Below are 23,907 nucleotides of genomic sequence, written 5' to 3' on the forward strand. Positions count from 1 at the left end.
TCTTTCTTTATTTGTTTTTTCTTAATTGCTTTAAGTAAGCTCGTACTGCACGGTTATGCTCAGTCAAACTCTTTGAAAATACGTGACCGCCCGTTCCACTCGCAACAAAATACAGGTAATTGCTCTTCTCTGGATTCAGAGCCGCGTTGATAGACGCTTTACCCGCCATTGCAATCGGCGTCGGTGGTAAACCACTCATTGTATAGGTGTTGTACGGCGTTGGTGTTCGTAGATCTTTCTTACGAATATTGCCCTTGTAGCTATCGCCCATGCCGTAGATAACCGTTGGGTCAGTTTGCAAGCGCATACGCTTGTTCAAGCGGTTAACGAACACAGAAGACACACGTTCACGCTCAGAAGCAACTGCTGTCTCTTTCTCGATGATAGACGCAAGAATCAGAGCTTCATAAGGCGATTTAAGTGGCAGTTTATCGGCTCGATTTTCCCACTCCTCATTCACCACGTTCATTAGATCTCGGTGGGCGCGTTTCAACAAATCTAAATCCGTTGTGCCGTAGGTATAGTGGTACGTTTCCGCTAAGAAAAGACCTTCTAGCTTTTCATTTTCAATACCCAACTTTTCAGCGATCTCTGTTTCAGTAACACCATCCAACGTCTGTTGAATGAATTCATTATCTTTTAGCTGAACAAGCCACTCATCAAAACGACTGCCTTCTACGAAAGTAATCGTGAATTGGTGCTCTTTCCCTTCGACCAGCACTTGTAGCGCTTGCTCAAGGGTTAAACCAGGCTCAAGCAGGAATGTACCCGCTTTTACGTCAACCAACTCAGGGTGTAATTTACGAATGAGTTTCTCGTAAGGAGAAGCCTCAAACAGACCCTCATTAATCAACTGTGCGAAAACGCGGTTAAAGCTACTGCCTGAAGCAACAGTAACAACTTGTGGTTTTTCTAATTGAATAACTTGTTTCAGGTTATCTTGCGCTTGGTTGTAAACGTAGAACCCAGCAGCACCGGCTGCAATTAGGCACAAGATAATAAAAATAAATAACTTTTTGATCACGAGTTTAGTTGTCCTTGAAGGCTACGAGTAACGGTCCCAATCGTAAATTGGGTATCACTAATACGGGTAACGGGGGCAATCCCTAAAATGGAGTTAGTCATGAAAACCTCATCAGCTTGCATGAGTTGAGATAAGTAGTAGTCACCAATAGTAACGGAAAGTTCAGCTTGATTCAGCGCGGTTAACACTTGCTTACGCATAACCCCAGCGACACCACTTTGCGTCAGTTGAGGAGTGTGAATCGTCTGCCCTTTTCGCCAAAACAAATTGGCCATAGTGGTTTCAATCACATTACCTGAGATATCAAGAACCACACCATCAACTTCATCAGCCTGATCCATTTCATCTTTCATCAAGATTTGCTCGAGGCGATTATTGTGCTTATGACCGGCCAATAATGGACTCAAACCTAGTGCTTGTTGGCAGATACCGAGTTCTACACCGGAATCTTGCCACGCTGAATAATGACTAGGGAAATCGAAGGTACTGATGGTTATCGTTGGCTTGGCGATACTCTTGGTACTGTAGCCACGACCGCCGGCTCCACGGCTAACGTGCAGCTTAATCCCTGATTTTTCATTATGAGGCTTGTTTTTATCTTGAAAATTCGTTGAACCATCAAGGCTCTTTGTCCCATGAAGATCGTTATCTTGGATATGTTGAAGCGCATTATCGAGCCAAAGGTTAACCACATCCCAATCAAGTGCGGAAATGCGTAACGCTTTAAGGCAATCATCGACACGACGCTGATGATCGTGAAAATGTTGAATCTGAGCACCTCGGACAAGCATTGTCGTGAAACAGCCGTCTCCGTACTGAAACGAGCGATCCAAGATATCGATAGTTTGTTGGCTTTCTCCATCAACCCAAAACATGTTTTTCCCCATAAAAAGAAACGGCTCAATGCTAAAGCATCAAGCCGTTTAAAAACAAGTCTAATTGTGACTATCTACGAGTGTTTATGTCTTTAATAAGATGATTAAATCTTTTTGAAGATCAAACAGCCGTTTGTACCACCAAAACCGAATGAGTTACATGCAGCATATTCCATGCCGCTAACTTTACGCGCGGTGTGAGGTACTAAGTCAATATCTAAGCCTTCTTCAGGATCATCTAGGTTGATTGTCGGTGGAACAATCTGGTCAACCAAAGACATCGCTGTGATGATCGCTTCAGCAGAACCCGCAGCACCTAGAAGGTGGCCAGTCATTGATTTCGTAGAAGAAACCAATACTTGCTTACAGCCTGCTTCGCCAAGAGCACGTTTAATACCCTTAACTTCTGCTACATCACCCGCAGGAGTCGATGTACCGTGTGCGTTAACATAACCGATTTGTTCACCAGTCACGCCAGCATCACGCATAGCCGCTTCCATAGCTAGTGCGCCACCAGAGCCATCTTCACTTGGAGATGTCATGTGGTAAGCGTCACCCGACATACCGAAGCCAACTAACTCACAGTAAATCTTAGCGCCACGAGCTTTCGCATGTTCGTACTCTTCAAGAACCATCATGCCAGCACCGTCACCAAGAACGAAGCCGTCACGACCTTTGTCCCATGGACGAGAAGCTTTTTGAGGCTCATCGTTACGAGTAGACAGTGCTTTAGCCGCACCAAAACCGCCCATACCTAGTGGTGTCGATGCTTTTTCAGCACCACCCGCTAGCATTGCGTCAGCATCGCCGTATGCAATCATACGAGCCGCGTGACCAATGTTATGTAGGCCAGTAGTACATGCAGTAGAAATCGCGATGTTTGGACCGCGTAGACCACGCATGATAGACATGTGACCCGAAATCATATTCACGATCGTCGACGGAACGAAGAACGGACTGATTTTACGAGGGCCTTTTTCAGTTAGAGCTTGGTGACCTGCTTCGATCAAACCAAGACCACCAATACCAGAACCGATAGCAACGCCAACACGAGGGGCGTTTTTTTCAGTAATAGTTAGGGCTGAATCATCTAAAGCTTGAATACCTGCTGCGACGCCGTACTGGATGAACAAGTCCATCTTACGAGCATCTTTTTTAGTCATATACTCTTCGCAGTTAAAGTCTTTAACTAGACCTGCAAAACGAGTTGAGAAATTGGTTGCATCAAAATGATCGATATTAACGATACCACTTTGACCAGCTAGCAGGGCTTTCCAAGAAGATTCTACAGTGTTGCCTACCGGCGACAACATACCCATGCCAGTGACAACTACACGACGCTTGGACACGATATTACACTCCGGGGATTGAGGTGATTTAAGATGAGGATAGATGAGTTAGATAAAACACAGGCGGTCAAGGTGACCGCCTGGGAGAGATTATTACTGAGCGCTAGTTACGTAATCGATAGCAGCTTGAACAGTAGTAATTTTCTCAGCTTCGTCATCTGGGATTTCAGTGTCGAATTCTTCTTCTAGAGCCATTACTAGCTCAACTGTGTCTAGAGAATCTGCACCTAGGTCATCAACGAAAGAAGCTTCGTTTTTAACTTCAGCTTCGTCTACACCTAGCTGTTCAACAATGATTTTCTTTACGCGTTCTTCGAGGTTGCTCATTTTTTCTTTTCCTTTACAGAGTTCGCTTTATGCGATGTTTTCCGTAGTTTATTCAATCTATTGAAAGTTGCAAGGTCAACTTTTCTGGTCAAACCACAATTTTCACGATTTTAACCGAAATTACGTATGATCTTGACTTAAATCATGCACAAATGTTGCACATAATTTACACCATGTACATACCGCCATTGACGTGAAGTGTTTCACCTGTGATATAAGCTGCCGCAGGTGACGCCAAAAATACCACAGCTTCAGCGATTTCGCGAGGGTCACCTAGTCGACCTGCTGGTACATTCGCCAAAGTTGCTGCACGTTGGTCATCATTTAACGCTTTAGTCATATCAGTTTCGATGAAACCTGGAGCAACAGTGTTCACTGTAACGCCACGAGATGCAACTTCACGAGCCATTGATTTAGTAAAACCAATCACACCAGCTTTTGCAGCTGCGTAGTTAGCTTGACCAGCGTTACCCATAGTACCAACTACAGAACCAACGTTTACAATACGACCTTGACGCTTCTTCATCATGCCACGCAATACAGCTTTAGACATGCGGAAGATAGGCGTTAAGTTAGTATCGATGATGTCATTCCATTCGTCGTCTTTCATACGCATAAGTAGGTTATCACGAGTGATACCTGCGTTGTTAACTAGAATGTCGATCGCACCAAATTCATCGTTGATGGTCTTCAGTGTAGCAGTAATTGAGTCAACGTCAGTTACGTTAAGAGCAAGACCTTTACCGTTCTCGCCAAGGTACTCGCTGATTGCAGCAGCGCCGCCTTCAGACGTAGCAGTACCGATAACTTTAGCACCACGCTCAACTAAAAGTTCAGCGATTGCACGACCAATACCACGGCTTGCGCCTGTAACTAGTGCAACTTTGCCTTCTAAATTCATCATAACTTCTCTATTAATTGGTTATTTACTTAGCAGCGTCTAGTGATGCAGTGTCATTAACTGCAGCAGCTGTCATAGTTTTAACAATACGTTTTGTTAGACCAGTAAGAACCTTACCTGGGCCTAATTCTAGTAGTTTTTCAACGCCTTGCTCATTCATCGCTTGTACGCCTTCAGTCCAACGAACTGGGCTGTATAGCTGACGAACAAGTGCGCTTTTGATTTTTGCAGGGTCTGTTTCAGCAATAACATCGACGTTATTGATAACAGGCAGTGCTGGTGTGTTGAACTCTAGAGCTTCTAGAGCAAGCGCTAGCTTGTCTGCTGCAGGCTTCATAAGGGCACAGTGAGACGGCACAGATACAGGTAAAGGAAGAGCACGTTTAGCGCCTGCTTCTTTACATAGTGCACCAGCACGCTCTACTGCCGCTTTGTTACCTGCGATTACAACTTGGCCAGGTGAATTGAAGTTAACTGGAGACACAACTTCGTCTTGTGCCGCTTCTTCACACGCTTTAGCAATCGCTGCATCGTCTAGACCGATGATTGCGTACATTGCACCAACGCCCGCAGGAACCGCTTCTTGCATCAGTTGACCACGTAGCTCAACTAGCTTGATCGCTTCTTTAAAATCGATAACACCCGCACACACTAGTGCAGAATATTCGCCTAGGCTGTGACCGGCTAGGTTTGTAGGTTGCTCTAGACCAAGCTCTTGCCATACACGCCAGATTGCAACAGACGCAGTTAGTAGAGCTGGTTGAGTACGGAAAGTTTCATTTAGATTTTCTACTGGACCATCTTGAACCAATGCCCATAGATCGTAACCAAGTGCTTCTGAAGCTTCAGCAAATGTCTTTTTAACAACATCATACTGTTCGCCTAGGTCAGCAAGCATACCGATAGCTTGAGAGCCTTGGCCTGGGAATACGATAGCAAATTTGCTCATTGTAATTTTCCTTTAAGCAAAGCAAAAAATTGAATAAGGCACATAAGTTATGTGCCTTGTTTGTTGATTATCGCTTGAGGTTAGAATTTAACTAACGCAGAACCCCAAGTGAAGCCGCCGCCAAAGGCTTCAAGAAGAAGCGTTTGACCACGTTTAATTCGCCCGTCACGAACAGCCTCATCGAGTGCTGTAGGTACGGTAGCTGCCGACGTATTGCCGTGCTTATCAAGGGTAATCACCACTTGATCAAGCGACATTGTCAGCTTTTTAGCTGTTGCTGAAATAATACGGTAGTTAGCTTGGTGTGGAACTAACCAATCAAGCTCAGACTTGTCCATGTTATTCGCCGCTAATGTGTCTTTAACTAGCTTAGAAAGCTGAGTTACCGCCACTTTGAATACTTCATTGCCCGCCATGTGCAGCCATTTGTCTGCATCACCGCCACGCTCTGGCACTTCTAAGCTTAGAAGTTCACCGTATTTACCATCAGAGTAAATGTGAGTCGACAAAATACCTGGCTCTTCGCTTGCGCCTACAACCACCGCGCCTGCTGCATCACCAAATAAGATGATAGTAGAGCGGTCAGTCGGATCACAGGTTTTTGACAATGCATCAGCACCAATCACCAAAACGTTCTTACACATGCCCGTTTTGATATGCTGGTCAGCAACAGACAATGCATATACAAAGCCTGAACATGCAGCAGCTAAGTCAAATGCAGGGCAGCCTTTAATACCAAGCTTACCTTGTACCTGACATGCAGAAGATGGGAATGTATGGCTACTGCTGGTTGTCGCAACAATGATTAAGTCGATATCTTCTTTGTCGATACCCGCCATTTCAATGGCATTCTCAGCAGCATAAAACGCCATATCCGCAACGGTTTCGTTTTCCGCTGAAATACGACGCTCTTTAATACCTGTTCTAGCAACGATCCACTCATCGCTAGTCTCTACCATTTTCTCTAAGTCTGCGTTAGTACGCACCTGAGATGGCAAGTAGCTGCCAGTACCTAAAATTTTGCTATACATGAAGACTAATAATGCCTCTCGAGTAAAACCGCTTCCAAACGATCGCTAATGCGGCTGGGGACTTGTCGTTTGACCTCGTGTACTGCTTCACCAATCGCGTTGACGACTGCAGACACATCAGCACTTCCATGACTTTTAATGACAATGCCGCGCAATCCTAACAAACTTGCGCCGTTATACTGGTCGGGGTTCAAGGTTTTTAATTCAGTAAATAGCTCAGAAAACAGCGTTCTGGCTATCCAACCCTTTATTGTTGAAGCCATCATGCGCGTTTTTAGCTTATCAATAAAGAGCTGAGCTGTACCTTCGCAGGTTTTTAAGCAGACATTGCCCACAAAACCATCACATACGACGACATCAGCTGCATCTTGAAGTAACTGGTTACCTTCAATGTAGCCTATGAAGTTCACAGACTGAGTATTCGACAACATTTCAGCGCATCGTTTGACAAGGTCATTGCCTTTAATTTCTTCTGCACCGATATTCAAGATAGCAACACGTGGAGCACGATCTAAATGTTGTTCCGCTAACGCACTGCCCATCACGGCAAACTGAAAGAGTGAATCTGCATCACTAGACACGTTCGCCCCTAAATCAAGCATCCATGTACGATTCCCTGACGCTGTAGGCAAGGCTGAAACCAATGCAGGCCTATCAATGCCGGGAAGGAGTTTGAGTCGGAAACGGGACAAAGCCATCAGTGCACCCGTGTTACCACCACTCACACAAGCATCAGCCTGTGATTCGGCAACAAGATCAATAGCAGCACGCATAGAGCTACCCTGACTATTACGTAAGGCTAGTGAAGGTTTTTCAGAATTGGAAATAACTCGATCACAATGCTGGATACTCAAACGAGAATCAGGCATTCGACCTAATGAAGATAATTGAGATGTGATCGCGTTTCGATCACCTATGAGAATGACTTTTAGCTCTGGGAAATACGACAGTGCCTGCACGGCGGCAGGCACTGTTACACGAGGACCGAAGTCCCCGCCCATTGCATCAAGCGCAACGGTTAGATTTTGCAAAGGTCAACCTTACTTGTTGATAACCTTTTTGCCGCGGTAGAAACCTTCGGCAGTCACGTTGTGACGTAGGTGAGTTTCACCTGAAGTTGCGTCTACAGAAAGTGCAGCTGTAGTTAGCGCATCGTGTGAACGACGCATGCCACGCATTGAACGTGATTTCTTGCTCTTTTGTACGGCCATTGACCCTACTCCTATGTAAATTCTTAAAGATAATTACTTGTTAATAAGTTACTTCTTTAAGTTTTTTAAAACATCAAATGGATTCGGCTTTTTATCTTCCTCAATTTCTTCAGGAAGTTCACCAAACACCAAGTTATTTGAGTTAACGCTACATTTCGCATCGTCGTGCATTGCTATTTGTGGCAATCCAAGGATGAACTCGTCTTCAACTAATTGAATCAGGTCTAACTCACCGTACTCGTTCAGATCTACCAAATCGTACTCTTCCGGTGCTTCCTCTTCACTTTTCTCGCTGTAAACAGGAGTATAAGTAAATTGGACATCGCACTCATGTGCGAAAACCTCATTACAACGTTGACACTCTAAATCGACTTCGACGTTAGCTTTACCAGAGATAACGACTAATCGTTGTTCATCAAGCCCAAATGACATTGAGACTTGCGCGTCACGTTTTACGCCTTCAGTTGTTTCGGTTAAACGCTTCAAAAGACTCACTTGGATGATACCATCCATATCAAGTCGTTTTTGAGCCGTTCGAGCCGGATCTACTGTACGCGGTATTTTTTCCTTTTGCATAGGGCGCGAATCTTATCTTCCAAATCATGTTTAGTCAAAGGAAATGGCAAAAAAAATGTACTTTCCTGCCTTTCCTATTCAGAGCATTATGAATAGCAGGACAAGTTACGTTATCCTGAGATAAATGCTTCCGTGAATTGTAAATTAAAATGAAAAATTACCAACTAGTTTTAGCCTCTACATCACCATTTAGGCAAGAGATCCTCAAAAAACTACAGTTAAGCTTCATTACAGCCAAGCCAGACTGCGACGAAACCCCTCTTTCAGACGAGACACCTCAACAATTGGTAATGCGTCTTGCCGAGACAAAAGCCAAGTCTTGTGCAGTTGAAGAACCAAGCTTGGTGATCGGTTCTGATCAAGTGTGCGTCATTGACGGGGAAATCATTGGTAAGCCGCACACTCGTGAAAAAGCGATTGAGCAGTTATCTCGCCAAAACGGTAAGAGCATCACTTTCTATACAGGGATAACCGTATGGAACAGCGAAACCAATAAAGCCGACACACGCTTAGATACCTTTGTCGTGCATTTCCGTGATTTAACTGAGCAACAGATCATTTCTTATGTTGAGAAAGAGCAGCCTTATTACTGCGCCGGCAGTTTTATGTGCGAAGGGTTAGGTATTGCATTATTTAAGCAGATGGAAGGTAAAGACCCGAATACCTTGATCGGTTTACCGCTTATCGATCTCGTCGATATGTTAGATGCCCACGGGATGAGTGTGCTTTAACAGATACTATCTCTTTGTTAGAGATTCCCTACTCCTTCCTTCGTCAGTCTAAGGAATGACGGAAGTTGTCTCTTGAACTGTAAAGAGAACACGATACAACGACCATAGCGGTACCACTTAACTTTTAAAAAGGTCAGTGCTGTCTCATTCACAAACCGGGAAACAGTAACCCAAAAGTTGTTCGATCGAAGTAACACATAAACACAACGGGCTATTTTACTCGAACAGAAAAAAGTACCGTCATCCCCAAGAGTGAGGAACGAGCGAGTTGGGGATCTCTTGCAACAAGCACAAACAAAAAAGGTTGACGAAATTCGTCAACCTTTCTCATTTATGGATACTGAAGAACAAATTTAGAGAACACTCTATATCTTCGTATCTTCGTATCTTCGTATCTTCGTATCTTCGTATCTTCGTATCTTCGTATCTTCGTATCTAGTATCTAGTATCTAGTATCTAGTATCTTCTTACAGCTTACGTAAGCCAGTTAGTGCTTTTTCTAATCTTGCTTCCATTGGCGCCGAGATATCCATCTTCTCTTCGCTACCCGGATGGGTAAACTTAATGTTGGCAGCATGCAAGAACAGACGATTCAGTCCTACTTTGCCCGTATAAGCATCAAAACGACGATCGCCGTAGCGGTCATCCCAAGCAATTGGGTGACCAGTGTATTGGGCATGCACACGAATTTGGTGCGTACGACCCGTAATTGGACTTGCCTGAACCAAAGTTGCGTCTTGGAACTTTTCTAAAACTCTAAAGCGCGTTTCAGAAGCTTTGCCATTTGGATTAACACGAACAATACTATTCACTTCGTTCTTCAGCAGTGGAGCATTAACAACCTTACAGCTGTTCTTCCACTCCCCCATCACCAAAGCAAAATAGTACTTCTGTACGGTTTTCTCTCGGAACTGTGCTTGAAGGTGCCTCAGCGCAGAACGTTTCTTCGCGATCAATAAAATACCGGAAGTATCTCTATCAATACGATGCACAAGTTCAAGAAAACGCGCATCAGGACGAAGTGCTCGTAACGCTTCAATTGCGCCGAACTTAAGTCCACTACCACCGTGCACCGCAGTGCCTGATGGTTTATTCAGAATCAGCATGTGATCATCTTCGTAGATGATGCACTGTTCCAATTCCGAAACCTTATTGAGTTTCGTGCTTGGCACACTGTCTTCTGTTTTCTCTTCAATAGTGACTGGCGGGATACGAACTAAATCACCTGCTTTTAGTTTGTATTCAGCCTTGATGCGTTTTTTATTTACGCGGACTTCGCCTTTACGCACGATTCGATAAATCATGCTTTTCGGGATGTTTTTTAATTGGTTACGTAAGAAGTTATCAATACGCTGACCAGCCATATCTTCGTCAATGTCGACGAACTGGACTTGGGTTCTAATTTCGCTCATGCGGCTATTGTATCACTGTCACTTTTGATAATTGAGGTTTTCTTAGCACTATTCCGTACTAATTTATCCTTAATCTTCACGGATTCATCCCTAAATAGCGACTGAAGTCCTATATTTCTTTGATTCTTCGAACAAAAAAGCATCAAGATTCCTGCAAATTAAAATATCAATTGATAAATTATTTATAGACAGTGAGTTAGAGCTATCAAAACCCAAACAAAAACTGTTTTTTTTACCGCATTCCGACAAAGCAGATTGCTGTGTTTACCGACCGCTGCTATAGTTCACAGCTGCTATCAGTGGTTTGACTATTATTTAAACAGCTAACCATTCATAAGCAAGTAAATGAGTAGATAACTCAGATTAGACAGTGCTGCAATCGGCGTAAGACACGGTCAACTGAGTTCCTTATCGCTCTACTCACGTACGCTCATGTTGAGTATTCACCGCCACATCGCGGATCATAGGCTAACTCCCTATGATGACTGACGTGCCCCAGAGCATCCCTCTCCAGCCGGGAGGCTGCACCGATAAAGCCATGGGATCTGGCACCATGAGAAACGAAATAAAGCGATAAGAACAATGATGAAAATAAGAAAAGACAATGAGAATTTCTAAATGAAAAGAATGTTAATTAACGCAACTCAAAAAGAAGAGTTGCGTGTCGCTTTGGTTGATGGCCAGCGACTGTTCGATCTAGATATCGAAAGTCCAGGTCACGAGTCAAAGAAAGCGAATATCTACAAAGGACGTATAACCCGTATTGAACCAAGCCTAGAAGCGGCATTTGTTGATTACGGCGCAGAACGTCACGGTTTCCTCCCTCTTAAAGAAATTGCCCGCGAATACTTCCCTGAAGGTTATACATACCAAGGCCGTCCTAGCATTAAAGAAGTGCTAAGAGAAGGACAAGAAGTAATCGTACAAGTTGAGAAAGAAGAACGTGGTAGCAAAGGCGCTGCACTGACAACTTTCATCTCTTTGGCTGGTAGTTACTTAGTTCTTATGCCTAATAACCCTCGTGCTGGCGGTATTTCTCGTCGTATCGAAGGTGATGAACGCACTCAACTGAAAGCAGCATTAAGCACTCTTGAGCTTCCTCAAGGTATGGGCTTAATCGTGCGTACAGCTGGTGTTGGCAAAAGTGCAGAAGAGCTAGAGTGGGACTTGAACGTTCTATTGAATCACTGGGGTGCTATCAAGCAAGCTTCTGATTCAAATGCAGCTCCTTTCCTTATTCACCAAGAAAGTAACGTTATCGTTCGCGCGATTCGTGACTATCTACGTCGTGATATTGGCGAGATTCTAATCGACAGCAATACTATTTTTGAACGTGCACAAGCGCACATTCAATTAATACGCCCAGATTTCATGAATCGCGTTAAGAAGTACGATGGTGAAGTGCCACTATTCAGCCATTACCAGATTGAAAGCCAGATCGAATCTGCTTTCCAACGTGAAGTTCGTCTTCCATCTGGTGGTTCTATCGTAATCGACCCAACAGAAGCTCTGACTTCTATCGATATCAACTCTGCTCGTGCAACAAAGGGCGGCGATATCGAAGAAACAGCACTTAACACTAACCTAGAAGCAGCCGATGAAATTGCACGTCAATTACGTCTACGTGACCTAGGTGGTCTTGTTGTTATCGACTTTATCGATATGACTCCGGTTCGCCACCAACGCGAAGTAGAAAGCCGTCTACGTGATGCTGTTCGTTTAGATCGCGCACGTGTTCAGATTGGTCGTATTTCTCGCTTTGGTCTTCTAGAGATGTCTCGTCAACGTTTGAGCCCATCACTAGCAGAAGCAAGCCACCACATTTGTCCTCGTTGTACAGGTACTGGTGTTGTTCGTGATAACGAATCTCTAGCACTATCTGTTCTACGTCTGATCGAAGAAGAAGCTCTAAAAGACAACACTGCGCAAGTTCTTGCTGTAGTGCCTGTTCCTATCGCTTCTTACCTATTGAACGAAAAACGTCGCTCAGTAAACCACATCGAGAAGAACCAAGAAGTTAAGATCACTGTTGTTCCTAACTCTGACATGGAAACACCGCATTTTGAGGTTATCCGTGTACGTGAAGGTGAAGAGTTCGATCTACTATCTTACCTACTGCCTAACAAGCTAGAAGCTCTAAAAGAAGCGGAAAGCAAAGAACCAGCAGAACAGACTATTCGTCCTAAGAAGATCGAAGAGCCAGCTCTGAAAGGTTTCGCGGCTCCTGCTCAATCAGCACCGACTCCTGCTCCAGCCCCTAAAGCTGTTGAAGAGAAGAAAGTTGAACCAGCTGCAGCAACGCAAGAACCAGGTCTAATTGGTCGTTTCTTCAAAGCTATCGGTAGCTTCTTATTTGGCTCTTCAACTCAAGAAGAGAAGAAGGAAGAAGAGAAGACAGAAGAAGAGAAGCCTAAGAACAACCGCAACAACGGCAACCGTCAACGCCGTGATCGTAACGACAACCGCCGTCGTAACCAACGTGGTGAGCGTGGTGAACGTAACGAGCGTAGTGACAATCGTAACGAAAACCGTGACAACAAACGCCGTCGTAAGCCTGTACGTGATGAGAAGCCTGAAGAGCAAAAAGAAGCGGCTCCACAGCAAACTCGTCAACCACGTAAGCCTAAGCAAGATCGTCGCAATAAACCACGTGATGAGCAGAAGCTACGTGAAGAACAAGCTCCATCTAAATTAGCAGAAGAAGGTCTACAGCTAGCAGCGGAAGCGCAAGCTGATAAACCTGAAGCGCCGAAGGCAAAGCCTGAAGCAAAAGCTGTGAAGATTAAAGAGCGTCGCCAGCGTCGTAAACTGAATAAGCAAGTTCGAGTTAAAGATCAACTAGCTCAAGCAGAAGCTGACAACAATGCCGATAACGCTTCAAAAGAGCAAAAGGCACAAGCAGCAAATCACGAACAAGCTGTAGCTCAAGAACAGAAGGTTGCCGAGCAAGTTGAAGCAACTCAAGTAGACGCAGAGCAAACTGAACAGGAAGAGCCGAAGCAACGTCGTAACCGCCGTTCACCACGTCACCTACGTGCAAGTGGTCAACGTCGTCGTCGCGGTCGTGATCGTCGCCCTAACCCATTCCGCCTACGTAAAGGTGGTGTAGCATCTCCAGAGATGGCTATGGGTAAAGTGATGCCTCGCTTCATTCCAAAACCTCACCATAACCAGACAAAACCTGAAGTGGCTGAAGTTGAAGTAGCAGTTGAAACTCAAGTTGCTGTACAAGAGCAAAACGTAGCTCAAGAGACGGCACCGCAAAGTAACACTGCTATGGCAGGCGGCTTTGCATGCCCTGAACTTGCGATGGGTAAAGTCATTATCCGCCGTGAAGAAGCTGAAACTGTCGTTGAAGCTCAGGTAACTGAAGCTCCTGCAGTAGTTGAAGAAGCTCCGGTAGTTACAACACCAGTAGTTGACGCTCCTGTTGAGACTGTTAAAGCTGAAGACGCTGTAGCAGAAACAATTGTTGAAACTGAAGCTGTTGTTGAACCAGCAAAAGCGGTTGAAGCGCCTAAAGCTGAAAGTGCAAAAGTAGAAGAAGCACCTGTGGTAAAAGCACAAGCTCCTAAAGCAGCACCGAAAGCAGTAGAAGCGAAGAAACAAGCGGGCTCTCCAATGACTAAAGCTCCTGGTCCTCAAGAGATCAAAGAGATTCAAGTTGTTGCTGCTCCATTCCGTACTGAGCGTTTTGTATCGAAAGGTGCAGGTAGCCAAGCAGCGTCAAATAAAGCCGGCGCTGGCATGACTAAACCTCAATACTAATGAGCTTCGCGGAGTAATCTGCAAAGAACTATCTAAGGGCGACTTATTCATAAGTCGCCCTTTTTTTATATCTACAGTTCCGATTGGTTATCATAGATATATTACTCAAAATGGGGTTCAACCTTGAACTTAATCACATTTTTGGGTAGCATTCGCGCACTTATATTTTCGACACTTAGCTATTGCCGCTCTTTTTCATCACTGTTTGGCTACGCAATACACTCGTGTCGGTAAACCCATTTTAAGCATAGCTGAGCAAACATGTTCGAATTCCCACAATTTTCAAAGCACTCTGTAAAAAATGATGTGCTTTCAGGTCTAACAGTAGCCCTAGCTCTGGTACCTGAAGCCGTAGCATTCGCCTTTGTTGCAGGCGTTGACCCAATGGTTGGTCTTTACGCAGCATTCATCGTAGGTTTAATCACTTCTGTCTTCGGCGGTCGTCCAGGTATGATTTCTGGTGCAACTGGCGCAATGGCTGTAGTAATGGTGAGCCTAGTAGCAACCCACGGCGTTCAATACCTCTTTGCGGCAGTTATGCTGGCTGGCCTTCTGCAAATTGCAGCAGGTGTATTCAAGCTAGGTAAGTTCATCCGTATCGTTCCGCACCCGGTAATGATTGGTTTCGTGAACGGTTTAGCGATCGTTATCTTCTTAGCACAGCTTGGGCAATTTAAAGCACCAGACGTAACAGGTGCATTAACTTGGCTACCAAGCGGTCAAATGACACTGATGTTAGGCTTAGTTGCTCTAACAATGGGTATCATCCACTTCCTGCCTAAACTAACAACTGCAGTACCATCTTCACTGGTTGCTATTGTTACGGTTACGGCTTTGGTTGTTGGCCTTGATCTTGAAACTCGTACTGTTGTTGATTTCCTACGCACTATGTCTGGTGACGAAGCTGCAACACTTGCCGGCTCTCTACCAACGTTCTCTATTCCTGCTGTTCCGGTTTCTTTCGAGACGCTACAAATCATCCTGCCATACGCAATTATCCTTGCGGCTATCGGCTTGATTGAGTCTCTACTGACACTAACGGTACTAGACGAAATGACAAACACTCGTGGTCAATCTAACCGTGAATGTGTAGGTCAAGGTATGGCTAACGTAACGTGTTCAGTTTTTGGCGCGATGGGTGGTTGTGCGATGATCGGTCAATCGATGATCAACGTAAACTCGGGTGGTCGTGGTCGTCTTTCAGGTATCGTAGCTGCAGTTGCACTACTGATGTTCATCCTGTTCGGCTCTGCGCTTATCGAAATGATTCCTCTAGCAGCGCTAGTGGGTGTTATGTTTATGGTTGTTATCGGTACGTTTGAATGGGCAACGTTCAAACTGGCTCGTCGCGTTCCTAAACAAGACTTCTTCGTTATCGTCCTTGTAACAGTAGTAACTGTACTAACAGACCTAGCGGTCGCGGTTGGTGTGGGTGTTGTTGCTTCTGCACTAATGTTTGCGTGGCAACATGCTAAGCACATCTACGCAGACACATCAGTAAACGCAGAAGGCTCAAAAGAGTACAAAGTTAACGGTCCAATCTTCTTTGGTTCAACCGCTAACTTCCTTGAGTTGTTTGACTCATACAACGATCCACAAGATGTTATCGTTGACTTTGCAAACTCACGCGTTACTGACCACTCAGCAATTGAAGCAATCGACACGATTGCCGACCGTTACGCTGCTCTGGGTAAAACTCTTCACCTTCGTCACCTAAGCCAAGACTGTGTTGCTATGCTGCACAAAGCGGGTAGCCTAGTTGAAGCGAACGTTGCAGAAGACCCTATCTACAAAGTAATGTCTAAGTAATTTTAGTCATCACTTATCGTTAGATTTAGAAAGGCCGACATTGAATGTCGGCCTTTTTTATACCTGTCGTTTATATCTATTGCGGAAACACGGAGCATAGCTTCAGTATTAAATAGAGCGCAATATCGCTTCGCTAGACTCTTCAATTAGGTCCAAAACCAACTCAAAACCATTCCCTTCGCCATAATACGGATCAGGTATCTCTTGATACTGCGACTCTCCAAAACTCAAAAACAGTGCAATCTTGTATTGCAGATGAGCCGGGCACTGGTTCATTAAATCATCTAAATTCGCCTTATCAGCTGCGAGTATTAGATCAAACTCTTCAAAGTCATTCATCACGACTTTGCGTGACGTAATACCTTTGAAGCTGTAACCACGTTTCTCACCTGCTGACTTTGAACGAGAGTCTGGTGGGTTGCCTTGATGAAAGCCAATCGTCCCTGCAGAATCTACAATAACATCCACTTCTAGCTGATTAGCCTTCTTCCTTAATACCGCTTCACCTGTTGGCGAGCGACAAATATTACCCATACAAACAACGAGTATCTTCTTCATTCGTAATCACCTGTTCTTCCGATGGTTTTTGCTATGGTTAAGTTAGGCTATGATAAGTGCAATCACAACTTAAAAGGATTTGTTATGTCGACTGAAGACAACAAAGAACAACGCCATAAAGCAAGGCAACAGAAAGTAAAAGAACAAGTCGATGCACGTATCGCAGCCGCGCAAGAAGTGAAAGGCCTGTTATTAGTTATCACTGGTAACGGTAAAGGTAAATCAACATCTGGATTTGGCACCATCACTCGTGCCGTCGGTCACGGTAAGAAATGTGCCGTCGCTCAGTTTGTTAAAGGTACTTGGGATAACGGCGAAAAGAACGTTCTCCAAAAACTGGATGTTGAATTCCAAGTCATGGGAACTGGTTTTACATGGGAAACCCAAGACAAAACAAAAGATATTGAAGCCGCACAACGTATCTGGAAAGAATGTCAGCGTATGCTGGCTGATGAGTCCATTGATGTAATTCTGTTTGATGAGCTGACTTATATGGTGAGTTATGGCTACATCGAGTTAGATGAAGTGGTAGAGGCTCTCAACAATCGTCCGAAAATGCAATCGGTGATCATTACCGGTCGTGGTGCACACCGTACTCTTACGGAGATGGCGGATACTGTATCTGAAGTTCGTAACGTGAAGCACGCTTTCGAATCGGGTGTGAAAGCACTGCAAGGTGTCGACTGGTAATCACATTCAACCAGAGATCCCCGACTCGGTCATTCTTCCCTCTCGAGGATGACGACCATTAGACTGTCACACCCTTGAACAAAGGATGAGTACCTGTCGTCATTCCCTAGGACGAGTGTCATAGGGAATCTCTCGAAAGTATTATAAACATCCAAACAAAAGCGCCATTCCTACAACAGGAATGGCGCTTCTTTTATATGCGAGTTAGAGGTAAAGGTTAGTTAAAGAAACCTTTCAACAAACCATCAACCGCTTCTTTGGTTTTCTCGTCTTTGATCTTATCCGTTAGCTTATTCACGCCACGGTCGATCTCTTTCTGTGCTTTTTGTTTCAACACATCATCAAAAACAAGCGCAAATTTCGGGTCAGCCCACTGGCCAGTCACCTTAATAGGAATCGTCACATCTTTCAGATCATCGATGTTCTTACCACCCTGACCTTCTAATGAACCAACAATTGACGTTCTTACTAGGAAGTCGACCGTTTCATTGATGAAGTTTGCTTTGCCTTGACCAGTCACACGTAACAGTGGCGACTGTGCTGTTAAGTCATTAGTTGAAACCCAACCTTTATCTACTTTCAGTGTTGCTTTCATTGCACTGAAATCAGTTTTTTGAGCCTCATTTTTACTTTCGACTTTTTCGCCTTTGATCTTCGCGTAATTTTCTCGAATCAGTTGAGCAACGTTAATGCCGTTCACCGCGCCATCTTCAAAATTAATCGCGATGGTTCCAACTAGGTTCTTCTTGATTCCAGTTGGCGTCAGGCTCTTACCTTTAACGTTAACATCAATATTACCAGTACCTTCAAGCATGTCGTTATTCGCAACATCAACCAGTAGCGGTTGAACCTTCACGCCTTTGATTTTCTTCTTAGCCGTGTAAGCCGCTGGTGTTTTACGAGCGTCTAACTTAGCGGTAGCAGAAATAGAACCTTGGTAAAGATTCGATGTGAATGACGTTAGCTCCGCAATACCACGGTTAACAGAGAACGCTGTTTTCACGTTCTGCATTTTCGCATTGCTCGCCTTGAACTTATCAATCGTGATGTCACCTTTCACGTCGAGCGTTTTCAGTGCCGAAAGATCAGGTTCTACTTCTTTCGTAGGAGCCGAGCTGCCAGCATTTGAAGTTGAGCCACCAGCGGAACCAGAAGGAGCAGTATTTGCAGTTTCAGTTGTGCTGCCTAAACCTAAGAATTCATCCAAATCGATGTTCGGGCTGTGAAGAGAAAAACGAACTTTTGGTATTTCAGATAACGTTACGTCGGCTTTACCATCTAACGCAATAGAGTTAGCTTGCAGCTTCTCTAACACAAAACTCAAGTGGCTCTTAGTTAGATCAAAGCTTAGGTCAGACAACATATCCACTTTCATTGGTGACTGAGGAAGCGTGTCGCCTTTGAATGTTGAGTCTAACGTTAGTTTGTTCAATGTTACTTTTGAAATCGCGCTATCAACCGTTAGCTCACCACCACCTTTAAGATCAAGGTCAAGGCCAGCAGCTTTACCAATCACAGCGTAAGTCAGTTGGTTAACCTTATCGAACTCAAACGTATTCAAGCCAATCTTCGCCGACTCGATCGACGTTGCTGGATCATTGAATTTAGCATTTAGGTCAATATTGCGTAGTGCGTAACTTGCGAAGCCTTCCGCTAATTTGAATTCAGCGCTGCCGTTAGCAGAAAACTTTTGTTGGTTGTTTTCACCAGAAGCGGCAAACGTCGCAGTCGTCCATGTATCAACCGCGAACTCAGACAAGTTCAAAGACACATCGTATAACTTAGTGAATGAACCCGCTTGTTTGTCATCCATTTCAAACAGTGCGTTGGAAACAGTGACACCCGCAAGATTAATCGTCCAACCAGATGCTTCAGTTGCGCTTTGTTCTTGAGGTGCAGGTACTGATTCAGAACTTGCGTCAGCAGCCAGTTCAGACTCTTGAGAAGCTGACGATTGTGTTAGCGCATCGATGTTCTTGCGACCATCTTTAAGCGTTTCTAAATAGAATTCTGCACCGTCTAGAGTGATGTTGCCAATCTCTAGTTGGTTGCTAAATAGTGGAGTAACCGAAACATCGACGCCAACGGTATCAACCTTAAATAGGTTCGGTTGAGTAAACCCTGCTGGATTACGTAGTTCAGTTTGACCAAGTTCAAAGCCAATAGATGGGAAGAATTGCCAACTGATATCACCCTCTATCACAAGCTCTAGGCCTGTATGTTTCTGAGCTTGTTCGACAATTAATGGTTTGAATTGGTTGGGGTTCACTAACAGCACTAGTGCCAGAATTGCTATGACAACAACAAACACTGGTACAGCTATGAAAATGAGTAGTTTCTTCATCCGCATATTCCTTGCTTAGATTCCAAAAGAAAGTGGCACTATAAAAGTGCCACTGATTCGGTAAAAAATAAAGCTAAGTTAATCACTTAGACAAAAATTTTACTTAATTAAGACTTCAACAACTTCGCAATGTGCGCTTTTAGCACATCAATCGCTATGCGGTTTTTACCACCACGTGGAACGATGATGTCTGCATGTTGTTTTGAAGGCTCAATAAACTGCATAAACATTGGACGTACTGTTTGCTGATATTGCTTAAGTACAGTGTCCATTGTACGACCACGCTCTTCTACATCACGCTTAACACGACGTAACAGACAGATATCTAACGGCGTGTCCATAAACACACTTGCGTGCATCAATTTACGTAGACGTGGATCTGTTAGTAACAGAATACCTTCTAAAATGATCACTTTCTTAGGTGTAAGTGTAGTCGTTTCAGAAGTTCGTGTGTGCTCTGTGTAGCTGTATTCAGGAACTTCTACCGCATTGCCACTCATTAGCTGCTGTAGGTGTTCACATAATAGATCATGATCCAGTGCATTTGGGTGATCGTAGTTAGTTTTAACACGCTCTTCCATACTCAAGTGGCTTTGGTCGCTGTAGTAGCAATCTTCCGTGATAACACCAATTTGATGGTCGCCTACTTTCTCGCGCAACTCATTATAAATTGTACTAGCAATCAGACTTTTTCCTGATGCTGAAGCGCCAGCGATACCTACGATGACACATTGATTATTATCAGACATTAATTTTGCACCCGATATGGTTTGGTGGTGGGAAGAGATAAACCGCCTGATTATAGGGGCTAAACAACATAGATTCTAGTCGCCATTCTTGCTAATTGCAGTCAAATTGATGTTCTCTATACATTAAATGAATACAATCGTTTGCTTTCGAATAACTAGCGTACAACTATTTGCACAAACCCAACGGCTATCTAGCCAAATACAAAGCTATTTATCTCACCCCAGCGTTATTTATACGGCTTTAAGACTTATCTGCTCTAATCAACCATAGAAAAGTTAATCGCTTCCGGTCTCGCTTTTCCTGTCCAGAACATTTTTGCAGCAACATTTTCAGCCAACTCAAGGTAGTGACGAGTGTGCTCGCTGTCCGGACGACGTATAACGGTTGGGCAGCCCGCATCGATGTCTTCTCGCACATCAATATGCAGTGGAATCTGCGCCAAAATATCAAGGAAGAATTCTTCCGACATTGTTTCTGCACCACCAGCACCAAAGATGTGCTCTTTCTCACCGCAGTGACTACAAATATGGTAGCTCATGTTTTCCACTAAGCCTGCAACTGGCACGCTCACTTTATCGAACATCGCCACGCCTTTGCGTGCATCGGCTAAAGCCAAATCTTGAGGTGTCGTCACGACTACCGCGCCCGTAACTGGGATCTGCTGTGAAAGCGTTAGCTGAATATCACCCGTACCCGGTGGCATATCGATAACAAGATAATCCAGCTCTGGCCATACGGTTTCATTCACGAGCTGACCTAACGCCTTAGCTGCCATTGGGCCACGCCAGATAGCAGCATCATCTTTTGATACAAGGTAACCGATAGAATGAGTAAAAATGCCATGAGCTTCGATTGGCATCATCCATTTGTTGTTCTGTACTTCAGGTTTTGCGTCTAGCTGACCAAGCATCATAGGCACAGATGGACCGTAGATATCTGCATCTAATAATCCGACTTTTGATCCAGACTTAGATAAAGCTAGAGCAAGGTTCACAGAGGTCGTTGATTTGCCCACCCCACCCTTTGCAGAGGTCACGGCGATGATGTTCTTCACGCCTTTCAATGGGGTAGCCACCGTTGTTTCTAACGCTGACGGCTTCACATTGACTTCAAATTGGAAAGCACTCACCCGTTGCTGTTCAATTTGAGAGCGGATCCACTGTTCCAGTTCAACCGCGAGCTGATTGGCAGCAAAAGGCAAGGTAATAACAAATGATCCACGCGGATCAACAGAGACAATATTTTGGTGTAGCGCCCACTCTGGTATGAGGATTGGTGACTCGAACTCATTCAACCATGAACAGAAATCTTGCTTAGAAGTAAAGTTACGCATTGGGGCTCCTTTTTTTATTTATGCTATCACCCACGAGATGAAGACTGAACCCCTAAAAAACTAGGGGAATCCTTTGTCTGATACCTTGGCGTATCACACGTTATAAAGTAGTATTACCTCTCAAATTTATACCTATCAAAAAAGCGAATTATTAAGTATGGCAACTGATCCAAGACAACTTTTGGTAACTTGTGCGCTTCCGTACGCTAACGGCTCTATTCACCTTGGTCATATGCTAGAACATATCCAAGCTGATATCTGGGTTCGATACCAGCGTCTACGTGGCAACACTGTAAACTTCATCTGTGCTGACGATGCTCACGGCACGCCAATTATGCTTAAAGCTCAACAGATGGGTATCACACCAGAAGAGATGATCGCTGCTGTTAGTGAAGAGCACCAAAAAGACTTCGCTGGCTTTGATATCAGCTTTGATAACTACCACAGCACACATAGCGAAGAGAACCGTGAACTGGCTTCTCATATCTACCTTGAGCTTAAAAAGAACGGTTTCATCTCTAGCCGTACTATTTCTCAGCTTTTCGACCCTGAGAAAGAGATGTTTCTTCCAGACCGTTTTGTAAAAGGTACTTGCCCTAAGTGTAAGTCAGAAGACCAATACGGTGATAACTGTGATAACTGTGGTGAGACATACAGCCCAACTGAACTGATTAATCCTAAATCAGCGGTTTCTGGCGCAACTCCAGTAATGAAAGACTCTGAGCACTTCTTCTTCGACCTACCTCAGTTCGAAAGCATGCTTAAAGAGTGGACTCGTTCTGGTTCTCTACAGAATGAAACTGCAAACAAAATGCAGGAATGGTTCGAGTCTGGCCTGCAACAGTGGGATATCTCACGTGATGCGCCTTACTTCGGCTTCGAAATCCCAGGCGAAAAAGACAAGTTCTTCTACGTATGGCTAGATGCGCCAGTTGGCTACATGGCTTCTTTCAAGAACCTGTGTGACAAGCGTGACGATCTAGACTTCGACGAATACTGGAAGAAAGATAGCACAACTGAGCTTTACCACTTCATCGGTAAAGACATTGTGTACTTCCACTCTCTATTCTGGCCTGCAATGCTAGAAGGTTCTGGTTTCCGCAAGCCAAACAACGTATTTGTACACGGCTACGTAACCGTAAACGGCGCTAAGATGTCTAAGTCAAAAGGCACATTCATCAAAGCAAGCACGTACCTAAACCACCTAGACCCTGAATGTCTACGTTACTATTACGCTGCTAAGCTAAACAGCCGTATCGACGACCTTGACCTTAACCTTGAAGACTTCACTCAACGTGTAAACGCTGACGTAGTAAATAAGATTGTTAACTTGGCTTCTCGTAACGCAGGCTTCATCACTAAACGTTTCGAAGGCAAGCTTTCTGCTGAATTTGCAGAACCAGAGCTTTACAGCGAATTCGTAGCAGCGGCTGAGCGTATCGGTCAACTGTACGAAACTCGTGAGTTTAGCCGCGCTATTCGTGAAGTAACGGCACTGGCTGACAAAGCTAACCAGTACATCGACGAAAAAGCACCTTGGGTTCTTGCAAAAGAAGAAGGTAAAGAGAAAGAGCTTCAAGAAGTTTCTTCTGTAGGTATTAACCTATTCCGCGTACTCATGGCTTACCTGAAACCCGTTATGCCAGAACTAGCCGCTCGCACAGAAGCTTTCCTAAACGAAGAGCTAACGTGGGAAGCGATTGCTACTCCGCTAACTGATCACGAAATCAATAAGTTCAAGGCGCTATTTAGCCGTATTGATCCGAAGAAAGTAGAAGCAATGATCGAGTCTTCTAAAGAAGATGCAGCCGCTGAAGCAGCAGCAAAAGAAAAAGCAGAAGCGGAAAAAGAGCAAGCAAGCCAAACTGAACTAGACAAAGAGCCAATCGCAGACGAAATTGAATTCGATGCCTTTGCAGCAGTCGATATGCGAATCGCTCGTATCATCTCTTGTGAAGAAGTACCAAAAGCCAACAAACTGCTGAAATTCCAATTGGACATCGGTGGTGAGACTCGCCAAGTATTCTCTGGCATCAAGTCAGCGTACAAACCTGAAAAGCTAGAAGGCAAGCTAACTGTAATGGTAGCAAACCTTAAACCTCGTAAGATGAAGTTTGGCATGTCTGAAGGCATGATCTTAGCTGCTGGCCCTGGTGGCAGCGACTTGTGGATCCTTGAACCACACGAAGGTGCTCAACCAGGCATGCGTGTAATGTAATGCCGGTTTAGCCGCTTAAAAGTCCCCATAACAGCCATGTTATGGGGATTT

At 44.4% G+C, this 23,907-nt stretch carries 20 protein-coding genes; 5 read left to right on the forward strand and 15 right to left on the reverse strand.

Annotated features, from left to right (window positions below; translation table 11 throughout):
* Nucleotides 1-7 precede the first annotated feature (7 nt).
* The 10 genes from mltG to yceD all read right to left on the reverse strand — a co-directional run bounded on the left by mltG (nucleotide 8) and on the right by yceD (nucleotide 8,243).
* On the reverse strand, nucleotides 8-1,024 hold the full coding sequence (gene mltG, locus IHV80_RS10900) for an endolytic transglycosylase MltG (protein WP_192889067.1): 1,017 nt from the start codon (nucleotides 1,022-1,024) through the stop codon (nucleotides 8-10).
* Nucleotides 1,021-1,899: an aminodeoxychorismate lyase gene (pabC, locus tag IHV80_RS10905; RefSeq protein ID WP_192889068.1), complete on the reverse strand. Its 879-nt coding sequence runs from the start codon at nucleotides 1,897-1,899 to the stop codon at nucleotides 1,021-1,023. The genes mltG and pabC overlap by 4 nt, the downstream gene beginning before the upstream one ends.
* A gap of 104 nt (nucleotides 1,900-2,003) precedes the next feature.
* On the reverse strand, nucleotides 2,004-3,248 hold the full coding sequence (gene fabF, locus IHV80_RS10910; RefSeq protein ID WP_192889069.1) for a beta-ketoacyl-ACP synthase II: 1,245 nt from the start codon (nucleotides 3,246-3,248) through the stop codon (nucleotides 2,004-2,006).
* Between the two features lie 93 nt (nucleotides 3,249-3,341).
* Nucleotides 3,342-3,575 carry an acyl carrier protein gene (acpP, locus tag IHV80_RS10915; RefSeq protein WP_012603569.1) on the reverse strand — a complete coding sequence of 78 codons (234 nt, stop codon included), beginning with the start codon at nucleotides 3,573-3,575 and terminating at the stop codon, nucleotides 3,342-3,344.
* A 166-nt stretch (nucleotides 3,576-3,741) separates the two neighbouring features.
* Complete coding sequence (gene fabG, locus IHV80_RS10920) at nucleotides 3,742-4,476, reverse strand: 3-oxoacyl-ACP reductase FabG (RefSeq protein WP_029223568.1); 735 nt, start codon at nucleotides 4,474-4,476, stop codon at nucleotides 3,742-3,744.
* 25 nt (nucleotides 4,477-4,501) lie between these two features.
* Nucleotides 4,502-5,425 (reverse strand): ACP S-malonyltransferase, encoded by a 924-nt coding sequence (gene fabD, locus IHV80_RS10925; RefSeq protein ID WP_192889070.1) that lies wholly within the window; start codon nucleotides 5,423-5,425, stop codon nucleotides 4,502-4,504.
* Nucleotides 5,426-5,505: 80 nt separating this feature from the next.
* Nucleotides 5,506-6,456, reverse strand: a complete 951-nt coding sequence (locus IHV80_RS10930; RefSeq protein WP_010437276.1) for a beta-ketoacyl-ACP synthase III — start codon at nucleotides 6,454-6,456, stop codon at nucleotides 5,506-5,508.
* A 5-nt stretch (nucleotides 6,457-6,461) separates the two neighbouring features.
* Nucleotides 6,462-7,487, reverse strand: a complete 1,026-nt coding sequence (plsX, locus tag IHV80_RS10935; protein WP_192889071.1) for a phosphate acyltransferase PlsX — start codon at nucleotides 7,485-7,487, stop codon at nucleotides 6,462-6,464.
* Between the two features lie 9 nt (nucleotides 7,488-7,496).
* On the reverse strand, nucleotides 7,497-7,667 hold the full coding sequence (rpmF, locus tag IHV80_RS10940) for a 50S ribosomal protein L32 (RefSeq protein WP_004737376.1): 171 nt from the start codon (nucleotides 7,665-7,667) through the stop codon (nucleotides 7,497-7,499).
* 48 nt (nucleotides 7,668-7,715) lie between these two features.
* Nucleotides 7,716-8,243, reverse strand: a complete 528-nt coding sequence (gene yceD / locus IHV80_RS10945; RefSeq protein ID WP_004733994.1) for a 23S rRNA accumulation protein YceD — start codon at nucleotides 8,241-8,243, stop codon at nucleotides 7,716-7,718.
* A gap of 149 nt (nucleotides 8,244-8,392) precedes the next feature.
* Here yceD and IHV80_RS10950 point away from each other — a divergent pair, with 149 nt between their 5' ends.
* Nucleotides 8,393-8,974: a Maf family protein gene (locus tag IHV80_RS10950; protein ID WP_192889072.1), complete on the forward strand. Its 582-nt coding sequence runs from the start codon at nucleotides 8,393-8,395 to the stop codon at nucleotides 8,972-8,974.
* Nucleotides 8,975-9,441: 467 nt separating this feature from the next.
* Here the strand turns inward: IHV80_RS10950 and rluC are convergent, their stop codons facing one another.
* Nucleotides 9,442-10,386: a 23S rRNA pseudouridine(955/2504/2580) synthase RluC gene (rluC, locus tag IHV80_RS10955; RefSeq protein WP_017107288.1), complete on the reverse strand. Its 945-nt coding sequence runs from the start codon at nucleotides 10,384-10,386 to the stop codon at nucleotides 9,442-9,444.
* A 618-nt stretch (nucleotides 10,387-11,004) separates the two neighbouring features.
* On the opposite strand from rluC, the gene rne reads away from it, so the two are divergent.
* Both rne and IHV80_RS10965 read left to right on the forward strand, forming a co-directional pair.
* On the forward strand, nucleotides 11,005-14,154 hold the full coding sequence (gene rne / locus IHV80_RS10960) for a ribonuclease E (RefSeq protein ID WP_192889073.1): 3,150 nt from the start codon (nucleotides 11,005-11,007) through the stop codon (nucleotides 14,152-14,154).
* A gap of 261 nt (nucleotides 14,155-14,415) precedes the next feature.
* Complete coding sequence (locus IHV80_RS10965; protein ID WP_017107291.1) at nucleotides 14,416-15,963, forward strand: SulP family inorganic anion transporter; 1,548 nt, start codon at nucleotides 14,416-14,418, stop codon at nucleotides 15,961-15,963.
* 108 nt (nucleotides 15,964-16,071) lie between these two features.
* On the opposite strand, the gene IHV80_RS10970 is transcribed toward IHV80_RS10965, so the two are convergent.
* The gene (locus IHV80_RS10970) at nucleotides 16,072-16,521 is read right to left on the reverse strand and encodes a low molecular weight protein-tyrosine-phosphatase (RefSeq protein WP_192889074.1); all 450 of its coding nucleotides are present in this window, start codon (nucleotides 16,519-16,521) and stop codon (nucleotides 16,072-16,074) included.
* Between the two features lie 84 nt (nucleotides 16,522-16,605).
* Here IHV80_RS10970 and cobO point away from each other — a divergent pair, with 84 nt between their 5' ends.
* On the forward strand, nucleotides 16,606-17,211 hold the full coding sequence (cobO, locus tag IHV80_RS10975; RefSeq protein ID WP_029223569.1) for a cob(I)yrinic acid a,c-diamide adenosyltransferase: 606 nt from the start codon (nucleotides 16,606-16,608) through the stop codon (nucleotides 17,209-17,211).
* 217 nt (nucleotides 17,212-17,428) lie between these two features.
* Here cobO and IHV80_RS10980 read toward each other — a convergent pair whose 3' ends face one another.
* The 3 genes from IHV80_RS10980 to apbC form a co-directional block, all read right to left on the reverse strand.
* Nucleotides 17,429-19,555 (reverse strand): AsmA family protein, encoded by a 2,127-nt coding sequence (locus IHV80_RS10980; RefSeq protein ID WP_192889075.1) that lies wholly within the window; start codon nucleotides 19,553-19,555, stop codon nucleotides 17,429-17,431.
* Nucleotides 19,556-19,662: 107 nt separating this feature from the next.
* The gene (gene udk, locus IHV80_RS10985; protein ID WP_102437004.1) at nucleotides 19,663-20,304 is read right to left on the reverse strand and encodes a uridine kinase; all 642 of its coding nucleotides are present in this window, start codon (nucleotides 20,302-20,304) and stop codon (nucleotides 19,663-19,665) included.
* Nucleotides 20,305-20,561: 257 nt separating this feature from the next.
* Nucleotides 20,562-21,638, reverse strand: a complete 1,077-nt coding sequence (gene apbC / locus IHV80_RS10990; RefSeq protein ID WP_192889076.1) for an iron-sulfur cluster carrier protein ApbC — start codon at nucleotides 21,636-21,638, stop codon at nucleotides 20,562-20,564.
* 157 nt (nucleotides 21,639-21,795) lie between these two features.
* Here apbC and metG point away from each other — a divergent pair, with 157 nt between their 5' ends.
* A complete protein-coding gene (metG, locus tag IHV80_RS10995) occupies nucleotides 21,796-23,856 on the forward strand; it encodes a methionine--tRNA ligase (protein ID WP_192889077.1) in 2,061 nt (686 codons plus the stop codon).
* The last annotated feature ends 51 nt before the right edge of the window (nucleotides 23,857-23,907 follow it).

Source organism: Vibrio bathopelagicus (assembly GCF_014879975.1).
Taxonomy (GTDB): domain Bacteria; phylum Pseudomonadota; class Gammaproteobacteria; order Enterobacterales; family Vibrionaceae; genus Vibrio; species Vibrio bathopelagicus.

Coding starts and splice junctions, on each gene's coding strand:
- pabC (WP_192889068.1), bottom strand. CDS start 1,899: ATGTTTTGGGTTGATGGAGAAAGCCAACAAACTATCGATATCTTGGAT.
- acpP (WP_012603569.1), bottom strand. CDS start 3,575: ATGAGCAACCTCGAAGAACGCGTAAAGAAAATCATTGTTGAACAGCTA.
- fabG (WP_029223568.1), bottom strand. CDS start 4,476: ATGAATTTAGAAGGCAAAGTTGCACTAGTTACAGGCGCAAGCCGTGGT.
- fabD (WP_192889070.1), bottom strand. CDS start 5,425: ATGAGCAAATTTGCTATCGTATTCCCAGGCCAAGGCTCTCAAGCTATC.
- IHV80_RS10930 (WP_010437276.1), bottom strand. CDS start 6,456: ATGTATAGCAAAATTTTAGGTACTGGCAGCTACTTGCCATCTCAGGTG.
- rpmF (WP_004737376.1), bottom strand. CDS start 7,667: ATGGCCGTACAAAAGAGCAAGAAATCACGTTCAATGCGTGGCATGCGT.
- yceD (WP_004733994.1), bottom strand. CDS start 8,243: ATGCAAAAGGAAAAAATACCGCGTACAGTAGATCCGGCTCGAACGGCT.
- IHV80_RS10950 (WP_192889072.1), top strand. CDS start 8,393: ATGAAAAATTACCAACTAGTTTTAGCCTCTACATCACCATTTAGGCAA.
- rluC (WP_017107288.1), bottom strand. CDS start 10,386: ATGAGCGAAATTAGAACCCAAGTCCAGTTCGTCGACATTGACGAAGAT.
- rne (WP_192889073.1), top strand. CDS start 11,005: ATGAAAAGAATGTTAATTAACGCAACTCAAAAAGAAGAGTTGCGTGTC.
- IHV80_RS10965 (WP_017107291.1), top strand. CDS start 14,416: ATGTTCGAATTCCCACAATTTTCAAAGCACTCTGTAAAAAATGATGTG.
- IHV80_RS10970 (WP_192889074.1), bottom strand. CDS start 16,521: ATGAAGAAGATACTCGTTGTTTGTATGGGTAATATTTGTCGCTCGCCA.
- cobO (WP_029223569.1), top strand. CDS start 16,606: ATGTCGACTGAAGACAACAAAGAACAACGCCATAAAGCAAGGCAACAG.
- IHV80_RS10980 (WP_192889075.1), bottom strand. CDS start 19,555: ATGAAGAAACTACTCATTTTCATAGCTGTACCAGTGTTTGTTGTTGTC.
- udk (WP_102437004.1), bottom strand. CDS start 20,304: ATGTCTGATAATAATCAATGTGTCATCGTAGGTATCGCTGGCGCTTCA.
- apbC (WP_192889076.1), bottom strand. CDS start 21,638: ATGCGTAACTTTACTTCTAAGCAAGATTTCTGTTCATGGTTGAATGAG.
- metG (WP_192889077.1), top strand. CDS start 21,796: ATGGCAACTGATCCAAGACAACTTTTGGTAACTTGTGCGCTTCCGTAC.